Origin of the sequence: Micromonospora sp. U56 (assembly GCF_018070095.1) — a bacterium.
Taxonomy (GTDB): Bacteria; Actinomycetota; Actinomycetes; order Mycobacteriales; family Micromonosporaceae; genus Micromonospora; species Micromonospora purpureochromogenes.
In genome coordinates this window covers 40,438-49,446 of sequence record NZ_JAGPYL010000037.1, presented here as the reverse complement: position 1 = coordinate 49,446, position 9,009 = coordinate 40,438, and the positions used below count along the sequence as shown (strand labels likewise).

The following is a 9,009-nucleotide window of genomic DNA, read 5'->3' as shown; positions in this document are numbered from 1 at the left end:
CGGCCTCGACGAAGTCGCCCACGAACTGAACACCCGCCCCCGCCAGACGCTGAGCTGGGCAACCCCAACCCAGCGCCTGGCTCAACTCATCGCGCCCTGACGATTGCACTCACCACTTGACGCCGCCCGGCGTGTCGCGGCAATAACTTCATGATCAACGGGCGTGGAGCGGGGGTCAGGCGAAGAAGCGGGCCAGGTGGGAGGGGGAGGGTGGGGGCTCGCTGGCAGGGAGGGGGGTGAGGTCGGCGAAGATCGAGGCGCCGTCGCAGCCGGCGTGCAGGGGATACCAGCGCGGGGTGCCCGGCGGGCGCTGCCCGCAGATGCCCTTGATCGTCTGCACGTCGAGCAGGCGTACGTGGGTCGGGTCGGCCACCGCGTTGACGTGCCTCCACCAGGGGCTCATCACGTGCAGCACGCCGCCCGGGCGCAGCACCCGGTGGCACTCGTCCACCAGCGGCAGGAAGTCGATCAGGTGCTCCAGGATGTGCACCGCGAACAAGACGTCGACCGAGTCGTCGGCCAGCGGCAGCGAGCCGGACAGGTCCGCCACGGCGTCCACCCCGGGCGCCGGGAAGATGTCCAGCCCCAGGTTGGTCGGGTACTGCTTCTGGCCGCCGCAGCCCAGGTCCACCACCACCGGCTCCCGGCCGCCCACGCCGACCCGGCACCACACGCCGTAGACCCCGGCCAGCCGGCCCACCAGGTCGCGGACCATCCGCAGCTCGGCCGGCTCGGCCACCGCACCGGTCAGGTGGGCGACCCCCCGGTCGAACCGCACGTCCACGGCGAGCCCCCGCAGCCGTTCGTCGTGGCGGACCTGGTCCGCCCAGGCCTCGGCGAGGAATCCGTCGATCGCCCGCAGCCGCTCGGCCGAGGGCGGCGTCTGAGCCAGCGCGACCATGGCCACCTCCCGCCGGCCGTTACCCGCATTGCCGCCCGGTATGCGTGGCGCGCCCGGTTCAGCCGGAAATGGTGCGCCGAGCGGACCGGCCGCCGCCCCGTATCCGCTGGCGTGGCGCCGCGCTCGCCTTCGGCCGCTTGAGGTGGTAGCGGTGCAGCTCGTTGTTGCCGGGCAGCGACGGGTCCTCGCTCATCGCCACCAGCTCCCAGCCCTGGTCGCCGGCCCGGTTCAGGTGGGCCAGCGCGGTGTCGCCGTACGGCGTGACGTCGACCATCGAGCCGTCCGGGCCGTACCAGACGAAGACGACCTCCCAGCCGATGTCGTTGGTGGCCGCCTGACGTCGCCGGACCAGCAGCGCGTACTCCCACTTGAGCATGGGCTCATTCTCACCCGCCGCGTGCCGGGCGGCACGGATCAATCCTCGGCGATCCGTCCGGCGTCCACCCGCAGCCGCCGGTTGACGCTCACCGCGTCCAGCATCCGCCGGTCGTGGGTCACCAGCAGCAGCGTCCCCGGGTAGTTGGCCAGCGCCGACTCCAGCTGCTCGATCGCCGGCAGGTCCAGGTGGTTGGTCGGCTCGTCGAGCACCAGCAGGTTGACCCCGCGCCCCTGCAACAGCGCCAGCGCCGCCCGGGTCCGCTCGCCGGGGGAGAGGGTCGCCGCCGGCCGCAGCACGTGCTCCGCACGCAGGCCGAACTTGGCCAGCAGCGTCCGCACGTCCGCCGGGGTCAGCTCGGGTACGGCGGCACCGAACGCGTCCACCAGGGGTTGGTCGCCGAGGAAGAGCCCCCGGGCCTGGTCGACCTCGCCGACCACCACGCCCGGGTTGAGCGCGGCGTGCCCGGCGTCCAGCGGCAGCCGGCCCAGCAGCGCGGCGAGCAGGGTGCTCTTGCCGGAGCCGTTCGCCCCGGTGATCGCCACCCGGTCCGCCCAGTCGATCTGAAGGTCCACCGGGCCGAGGGTGAAGCCGCCCCGGCGGACGAGGGCGCCGCGCAGCGAGGCCACCACCGCGCCGGCGCGGGGCGCGGCGGCGATCTCCATCCGCAGCTCCCACTCCCGCCGCGGCTCCTCGACCGCCTCCAGGCGCTCGATCAGCCGCTCGGTCTGCTTCGCCTTCGCCGCCTGCTTCTCAGTCGCCTCGGCCCGGAACTTGCGGCCGATCTTGTCGTTGTCGGTGGCCTTGCGCCGGGCGTTCTTCACGCCCTTCTCCATCCAGGCGCGCTGGGTGCGCGCCCGGGACTCCAGCGCCGCGCGGGTGTCGGCGTACTCCTCGTAGTCGGCCCGGGCGTGCCGGCGGGCCACCTCCCGCTCCTCCAGGTACGCCGCGTACCCGCCGCCGTAGTGCCGGACCTGCTGCTGGATGAGGTTCAGCTCCAGCACCCGGGTCACCGTCCGGGTCAGGAACTCGCGGTCGTGGCTGACCAGCACCGTGCCGGCGCGCAACCCGGTGACGAACCGCTCCAGCCGTTCCAGGCCGGCCAGGTCCAGGTCGTTGGTGGGCTCGTCGAGCAGGAAGATGTCGTACCGGCTGAGCAGCAGCGACGCCAGCCCGGCCCGCGCCGCCTGGCCGCCGGAGAGGGCGGTCATCGGGTGGTCCAGGTCGACGGTCAGCCCCAGCTCCGCGGCGACCTGCTCCGCCCGCTCCTCCAGGTCCGCGCCGCCGAGACCGAGCCAGCGCTCCAGCGCGTCCGCGTACGCGTCGTCCGCGCCGGGCCCGCCCGCGGTCAGCGCCTCGGTGGCCGCGTCCAGCGCGGCCTGCGCCGCCGTGACCCCGGTACGCCGGGCCAGGAAGTCGCGGACCGCCTCGCCCGGCCGGCGCTCGGGCTCCTGCGGCAGGTAGCCGACGGTGGCGGTCGGCGGGTTCAGCGACACGCTGCCCAGCTCCACCGGCAGCAGCCCGGCCAGGGTGCGCAGCAGGGTGGACTTGCCGGCCCCGTTGACCCCGACCAGCCCGACCACGTCGCCGGGGGCGACCACCAGCTCCAGGTCGGAGAAGAGCAGCCGGTCACCGTGCCCGGCGGCGAGGTCCTTGACGATCAGCGTGGCGCTCATGAGGAGCCGAGCGTACCGTCGCCGCCGCGCCCGCCGGATCGGGCGACCCGCGGTACGCGGGCCCGGGACGCGAGGCAGACTCACTCCCGTGGTGACCACACTGACGATCGACTGCGGCGGTGGCGGGATCAAGGCGAGCGTGCTGGATGCCGCCGGCACGATGCGCGCCCGGCCACTGCGGGTGCCGACGCCGTACCCCCTGCCGCCGGCGCTCTTCGTCAAGACGCTGGTGGAACTCGGCGCCCGGCTGCCCGCCGCGGACCGGGTGACCGTCGGAATGCCGGGCATGATCCGGCACGGCGTGGTGGTGGCCACCCCGCACTACGTGACGCGTTCCGGCCCGCGCAGCCGGGTCGACCCGGACCTGGTCGCCGAGTGGTCCGGGTACGACGTCCGCAGCGCGCTCGGCGACGCCTTCGGGGCGCCGGCGCTGGTGCTCAACGACGCCGAGGTGCACGGGGCCGGGGTGGTCGCGGGGACCGGCTGCGAGCTGGTGCTGACCCTCGGCACCGGGCTGGGCAGCGCGCTCTTCGACGGGGGGCTGCTCGCCCCGCACCTGGAGCTGTCGCACGCGCCGGTGCGCTGGGGCACCACCTACGACACGTACGTCGGGGAGCCGGAGCGGCGCCGGCTCGGCGACGCGTTCTGGTCCCGCCGGATCCGGCAGGTGGTGGAGGGGCTGCGGCCGGTGTTCCGCTGGGACCGGCTCTACCTGGGCGGGGGCAACTCCCGGCTGATCCGGCCGGAGCAACTGGCCAGAATGGGAGAGGATGTCGTCGTCGTCCCGAACACGGCCGGGATCGTGGGCGGTGTCCGGGCCTGGGAGCTGGTCGACGGCCGGTACGACCCGGCCCCCTGAGCGATTTCTGCCCGGGAACACTCGCGGCGCGGCCGGTGTTGTGCCAGCGTCGGACCAGAGGCGGCTCGACAGGAGGAGGTGGGTCGGGATGGATCTTCTGGCTGAGTATCGGCGGGCGGCCATGTTCTTCGAAGCGGGTGACCCGACCGGAGCGGCCCGGCTGCTGGAGCCGATCGTGGAGGCCGAGCCCGGCAACTCCTCGGTACGCCAGCTGCTGGCCCGCGCGTACTTTCAGTCGGCCCAGCTCAACCGGGCCGAGGAGCAGTTGCGCGAGCTGGTCGAGCGGGACCCGAGCGACCACTACGCCCACCACGTGCTGGGCCGCACCCTGGAGCGGCTGAACCGGCACGCCGACGCGCTGCGGCACCTGCGGATCGCCGCGGCGATGCACTCGACCAACGACGACTACACGACCGCGCTGCGCCGGGTGGAGACCCGGGTCGGGCTCGGTCGCTGACGCACGATCCTCGGGGCGGCCCTGCCGGGCCGCCCCGACGCGTGTCCGCAGGCCGGCCGCGGGCCCGCCTACGATTGCGGGATGGGAGCTGACCTGGCGGTGGGCGCGGCATGAAGCTGAAGCTGGACCTGCACGAGATCTTCAACAAGGGCCACGACATCGACCGGGCGCTGCGCGGGATCATGGACGAGGCGGTGGCGAAGAAGGCCACCCTCGTCGAGATCATCCCCGGTAAGGGCTCCGGGCAGCTCAAGAAGCGGGTGCTGCGGTTCCTCGACCAGAAGGACGTCAAGCAGCTCTACCACCGGGTCGAGAAGGACTCGAAGAACTTCGGCCGGCTCTTCGTGCACTTCCGCTGGAAGTAGGAGCCCCGGCTTCCCGACCTCCTGCACTACCCCCGACACGGCTCTTGACCTGCGGAAACGCCTTTCGTTGGTTTCCGGCATCTTCCGCCGTTACTCGCGCTCGGTCGTGCCGGATCTGTGCCCGGCCCTGAACCTATGGTTTGCCGGCAAGGCGGTTGCTGACGGTCCGGTAAGCAGGTCGCGAGCCTCGACTGGCCGGTCGAGGGCTGTGACGGTGGCATGGGTCGCTGCACTTCCGGTGCTGTAAGCGACCCGGTCGAGACGGAGCTTCGACCCCCGCCGGCAGGAAGCGGGCACATGCTGTCGACGAGTGCGGTTCAGAGCGGAGCAGCGTTGATGGCCAGCTGCCACGCGCCGTTCGTTGGCAAGCCTCCACAATCGGCGTCGAGGCATTCGGCCCCACCCGACGTCAGCCGACCAGACCGCTCAAGCCCCGGGTGATCCCGGGTACCCCAGATGGCTACCGGCCCAGCCGATGCTCCCGGGTGGCTGCTTCCACTCGTTGGCGCGCCTCTTTGAGATGGGCAGGTTGGGCCAACGCTTGCGCGCTGCTTGCCGGCTGGCGCCCACCGCTGCACCAAGCTCGGGATAGCCAGCACCGCACTGCACCGCGTCCTCGGCGCTGGCGGACACGAGATCGGCGAGAAGACGACGCATCTGCTCTCCTGCCGCCATCCGTGCCAGGTGAGTCCGCATCCTCTCCGTGTAGCTCTGCTCGTGGTCTGCTCTGCGCAAGGCATCCATGTCGGAGGCGTTCAGCCGCCGCGCCCAGTTGGCCGCAACAGCGCTCAGCTCCCGCCCAAGTTCCTGCCGCTCTTCCGGCGTTAGGTCGCGCATGACCACACTCCCTCGTCAGTGACCTCGCACTTCAGAGTCCGCTCGACAACAATAGTTGTCAACCCTTGCGGGCGCGCGGTCGGTGGTCTGACTGTCCTCTGTCCTGGCGGTTGGGTCCCGGACATCTCGCTTACAAGAGGAAGATGCCGGCGCGCGCGCCGCCAGCAGGCCAGGGACGGCCGCATCCCTTTGGGCTTTGCCCCAGCCGGGTGAGCACCAACCCGGTGGCGGGTACTCCTCGGCCGATTGCCTCGTCCCGGACGAACGATCGTGGAGCCCTGGCCAGCAGTTGGACAATGCCTGGCCTGCACCCGCCGTCCGTCAACTCCAAGTCCGTCCGGGCATGTGCTCCTTCCTTGTCACTCAGTTGGTGACCCGCCAGGCGAGCAGCCGGCGATACGCCTCCAAGCCGTCCGGTACCCATGCCCACTCGGCGAGTCGCTGTTTCAGCTCGTCCTCGGTCAGGAACGCGTGCCAGGCGACCTCTTCGGCCTGCGGAGTGACTGTCTGTGGACAGCGCACCTCGTAAACAAAGGACCACCAGGTGTGCTCCGGCGTCTCGTAGAGGAACTTGAACAGCGGTACAGGCGCGGGCAGCTGTCGTGTCCCGGCTGATGCATTACACGGCGGGTTCACCAGATGCTTGACATGATCGACGCTTCGTTGTTCAGCGTCGACCGATCGGCTAACCAGTCCTGCAACCGCCGGCTCGTATGGTCACGGGCATGATCGGCAAGGTTTCGGATGCCATGGTGCAGCACCGGCACGTCGTCTTGATGCTTGGTCTACTGGTGGCGGGCGTGAACGTCGCGGCCGTCGGGTTCGTGCCTACCTTGGGTCAGCGCCTGTTCTTCCCGCTGCTCTTCCTTACCTTGGCGGTCCTGGTCCTGGCGCTCATCACTACGGGGATCCGTCCGGCCTACTTCGTCGTGCAGCCGCAGATTCCGGCCTTCGCCACACCCGCGCCAGCGTGGAAGGTGTTCATTGCCCTGGGCTTCCTCGCGCCTGCATCGGCCAGCATCGGCGCAGTGGTGCGTTCGACCAGGGCAGGCATTGTGTCGACGTTCGACGTGGTTGCAAATATCCCCTGGTTTGTGCTGATCGCGCTGTTGCTGGTTGAGGCGTGGCGGGGTTACGGGGTACAGCTCCATCCTTACGGGATACGGCAGCGTTGGGCTCTCGGCTCACTCACTGTGCCGTGGGAGGCCCTACCGGCCGCTCAGATCCCCCCAGGTGTCGACCGCCCCTCGCGGCTCCGGATGGCGATCGCGGAACCCCAGCTGGTGCGGCGACGCGGTATTCCGTGGAGCCGGAAGGCCCTGCGCACCGACAACATCGACGCTGGGTTTCTCGCCGCTGCAATCCGGCACTACGTCTGTCACCCGGAACACCGGGTCGCGATCGGCAGCCAGGCCGAGTACCAACGGCTTCTCGCCGAGTTGCCCGACCGGGACGGTTGGAAGGACGCGGGCGACGACTCCTAGCCAAACGTCAAGCATGTCCTGGGACGGATTCTCGTCAAGCATGTGGTGGGACTAGACATGCCGGCAGACGGCCCGACCGCTTCTCCCGCACACCTCGGGACGTGGCTCCTCAGTGGGGTTTCTCGTCGGGGGCTTCTTCTTCGTGCCAGCGGGCTCGCCAATCGGCCTCGTGCTTCTCGTAGGTGGTCTTCTCCTCGAAGACGGCGCTGAGCAGGGCTTGGCGGGCGTCCGCCATGACCACCATCTCGGTCGCCACCAAGCCGATGCAGATGGCCGTGAGCAGGGCGAGGGCCGCCATTGCGGGGAGGTGTGTGGCGAGGGGGATGGCGGCCGCGAGTACGAGCACGGTGCCGACGCGGGTCCAGGAGAGCGTGCCGAGGGTGCGCAGTTGGAACAGCATTCCGCCGACGAGGTAGACGATCACCCCGACGAACAGCAGCGGCACGCCGGGGCCGTGCGTCGGCTCGGTCAGGCTGATGGAGCGGTCGGCGACCTGCCGCACGATCTCCTCGGCACCGAGGGCGAACAGGATGATCCCGCCGATCATGACGAGCTGGCAGTACGTGTAGGCGTCCCGCGCCATGGCGACCCGGGCGAGGCCCTGCGCCGCGTGCTGAGCGATCCGGGCGGCCGGAGCGATGACGTCGAAGTGCGTCCACCAGAGGGCGGCGGTGAAGAAGATGCCGAGCACCGCCGCCGCTACCGCCGGCCAGGTGACCGGCTCACCGAGGAGGTTGCCGCCGACGCCGACGGAGATGATCGACTCGCCGAGGGCGATGATGAGGATGAAGTCGTACCGTTCGGTCCAGTGCTCGGCGGAGGTCAGCACCCAGCCCCACGCGCCAGCGACCAGGGGGGCGCCGTACTGCAACAGGACGACGGCGATCCAAAGCCCGTCGCGCAGCATGTCGGCCCGCCCCCGGTCGTCGATCTGCGGCGGGATCAGCGCGGCGGCCAGCAGCAGGAGGGTGCTCAGCGCGAGTTCCGGGGAGTACTTCAGCAACAGGCGACGCTCGCCGGGACTCTCCTCGGCGACGTGCCAGTACAGCAGCAGGTGCACGCCGCGGAGCACCACGTAGCTCACCGCGAGCACCACCGGTCCGACTGCCCACCGCACCGGGTCACCAAACGCCTGTGGCAGGCAGAGTGCGAAGCAGAACAGCGCGGCCATCGCGACGACCATCAGCGCCGGGACGAAGCCCACGCCGAGCCGGACCCGGGTCGCGACCACGGTATGCGTCACCCAGACCCGCCAGAGCACGGCGAGGACCAGCATGCCGTGCAGCAGGCGGTCGCCGGTGATGTCCACCGCGGTGGCCCGGGTGATGATGAAGAACGAGAAGACGAAGACCAGGTCGAAGAAGATCTCGAACCGGTCAACGCGGGCGCCGGGAGCCACCGCGACGGCCGGCCCCAGCCGCTCCGCCCACCGCCTTCCACCCACCGCCAGAGTGTCGCAGCGTGCAACCCCTGTCCGGGCGCGATTCGCCTCAGCCCCCGAGGCCGACACCGCGTATCGAACTCCCACCGCAGCACCTTGCCCGTCTCGGAGTCGCAGGCCCTGGCCGCGACGTGCCACCGACCTCGAGAGCGAGCCACGCGTCACGCCGGGTGAGCCGTCCCCAGGTGCCGTTCCACCAGCGTGCGGCCAGGTGGTCGCTGATGCCCTCGTCCGGCACATCGAACTCTTCCCGCCGGTCGACGTTGAGGTTCTCGATGAGACGAACCCGCGCAAGCCGGTGGTTCGCAAGGCGAAGTTGCTGTTCACGAGCGGCCGGGGCAACCCGATCCAGCGAACCGGGTGGGCGTACCCATGGAAGAAGGCCGTGGAAGCGGTCGACGGGGTACCGGAGGGGTTCGGCTATCACGGTCTGCCGGTTCAGATGGCGCTGGGGCGTGCGACGCCGATCATCACTTTGAACACGTACGCGGGGGAGTGGCCGGAGGCGATCGACCGGACGCGGAACCTGGTCGACGCGGCCCTATCTGGCGCTCGGCTGGCGGTGGGCCGGTGATGGGCCGAGTTGTGCCCGATCTGTTCCCGCGATCATGGG

11 protein-coding genes are annotated in these 9,009 nt (G+C 70.6%); 5 read left to right on the top strand and 6 right to left on the bottom strand.

Going from position 1 to position 9,009, the window contains the following annotated elements; all coding sequences use genetic code 11:
- Window positions 1–175: 175 nt before the first annotated feature.
- Genes KBX37_RS15170 through KBX37_RS15160 form a run of 3 tightly spaced genes read right to left on the bottom strand, consistent with a single transcriptional unit; the run spans window position 176 to window position 2,953 of the window.
- On the bottom strand, window positions 176–901 hold the full coding sequence (locus tag KBX37_RS15170; protein ID WP_210776563.1) for a methyltransferase domain-containing protein: 726 nt from the start codon (window positions 899–901) through the stop codon (window positions 176–178).
- A 58-nt stretch (window positions 902–959) separates the two neighbouring features.
- Window positions 960–1,277: a hypothetical protein gene (locus tag KBX37_RS15165; protein WP_210776561.1), complete on the bottom strand. Its 318-nt coding sequence runs from the start codon at window positions 1,275–1,277 to the stop codon at window positions 960–962.
- 38 nt (window positions 1,278–1,315) lie between these two features.
- Window positions 1,316–2,953 (bottom strand): ABC-F family ATP-binding cassette domain-containing protein, encoded by a 1,638-nt coding sequence (locus tag KBX37_RS15160; protein WP_210776559.1) that lies wholly within the window; start codon window positions 2,951–2,953, stop codon window positions 1,316–1,318.
- Window positions 2,954–3,041: 88 nt separating this feature from the next.
- On the opposite strand from KBX37_RS15160, the gene KBX37_RS15155 reads away from it, so the two are divergent.
- From KBX37_RS15155 to KBX37_RS15145, 3 genes are all read left to right on the top strand, one after another.
- Window positions 3,042–3,812, top strand: a complete 771-nt coding sequence (locus KBX37_RS15155; RefSeq protein WP_210776558.1) for an ROK family protein — start codon at window positions 3,042–3,044, stop codon at window positions 3,810–3,812.
- Between the two features lie 88 nt (window positions 3,813–3,900).
- Entirely contained in the window at window positions 3,901–4,269 is a 369-nt protein-coding gene (locus KBX37_RS15150) for a M48 family metallopeptidase (RefSeq protein ID WP_210776556.1), read from the top strand.
- A gap of 110 nt (window positions 4,270–4,379) precedes the next feature.
- On the top strand, window positions 4,380–4,634 hold the full coding sequence (locus KBX37_RS15145) for a Smr/MutS family protein (protein WP_030329768.1): 255 nt from the start codon (window positions 4,380–4,382) through the stop codon (window positions 4,632–4,634).
- Between the two features lie 426 nt (window positions 4,635–5,060).
- On the opposite strand, the gene KBX37_RS15140 is transcribed toward KBX37_RS15145, so the two are convergent.
- Both KBX37_RS15140 and KBX37_RS15135 read right to left on the bottom strand, forming a co-directional pair.
- Window positions 5,061–5,471 carry a hypothetical protein gene (locus tag KBX37_RS15140; RefSeq protein WP_210776554.1) on the bottom strand — a complete coding sequence of 137 codons (411 nt, stop codon included), beginning with the start codon at window positions 5,469–5,471 and terminating at the stop codon, window positions 5,061–5,063.
- A gap of 363 nt (window positions 5,472–5,834) precedes the next feature.
- Entirely contained in the window at window positions 5,835–6,107 is a 273-nt protein-coding gene (locus KBX37_RS15135) for a hypothetical protein (protein ID WP_210776553.1), read from the bottom strand.
- Window positions 6,108–6,196: 89 nt separating this feature from the next.
- Between KBX37_RS15135 and KBX37_RS15130 the strand changes: the two genes are divergently transcribed.
- A complete protein-coding gene (locus KBX37_RS15130) occupies window positions 6,197–6,955 on the top strand; it encodes a hypothetical protein (protein WP_210776551.1) in 759 nt (252 codons plus the stop codon).
- A gap of 109 nt (window positions 6,956–7,064) precedes the next feature.
- Here the strand turns inward: KBX37_RS15130 and KBX37_RS15125 are convergent, their stop codons facing one another.
- Window positions 7,065–8,399, bottom strand: a complete 1,335-nt coding sequence (locus KBX37_RS15125; RefSeq protein ID WP_210776549.1) for a low temperature requirement protein A — start codon at window positions 8,397–8,399, stop codon at window positions 7,065–7,067.
- A 208-nt stretch (window positions 8,400–8,607) separates the two neighbouring features.
- Between KBX37_RS15125 and KBX37_RS15120 the strand changes: the two genes are divergently transcribed.
- On the top strand, window positions 8,608–8,970 hold the full coding sequence (locus tag KBX37_RS15120; protein WP_210776548.1) for a hypothetical protein: 363 nt from the start codon (window positions 8,608–8,610) through the stop codon (window positions 8,968–8,970).
- Window positions 8,971–9,009: the final 39 nt, after the last annotated feature.

What these genes read in the sequence shown, in the direction of transcription:
- KBX37_RS15165 (WP_210776561.1), bottom strand. Translation starts at nt 1,277, where the DNA reads ATGCTCAAGTGGGAGTACGCGCTGCTGGTCCGGCGACGTCAGGCGGCC.
- KBX37_RS15130 (WP_210776551.1), top strand. Translation starts at nt 6,197, where the DNA reads ATGATCGGCAAGGTTTCGGATGCCATGGTGCAGCACCGGCACGTCGTC.
- KBX37_RS15160 (WP_210776559.1), bottom strand. Translation starts at nt 2,953, where the DNA reads ATGAGCGCCACGCTGATCGTCAAGGACCTCGCCGCCGGGCACGGTGAC.
- KBX37_RS15150 (WP_210776556.1), top strand. Translation starts at nt 3,901, where the DNA reads ATGGATCTTCTGGCTGAGTATCGGCGGGCGGCCATGTTCTTCGAAGCG.
- KBX37_RS15145 (WP_030329768.1), top strand. Translation starts at nt 4,380, where the DNA reads ATGAAGCTGAAGCTGGACCTGCACGAGATCTTCAACAAGGGCCACGAC.
- KBX37_RS15140 (WP_210776554.1), bottom strand. Translation starts at nt 5,471, where the DNA reads ATGCGCGACCTAACGCCGGAAGAGCGGCAGGAACTTGGGCGGGAGCTG.
- KBX37_RS15170 (WP_210776563.1), bottom strand. Translation starts at nt 901, where the DNA reads ATGGTCGCGCTGGCTCAGACGCCGCCCTCGGCCGAGCGGCTGCGGGCG.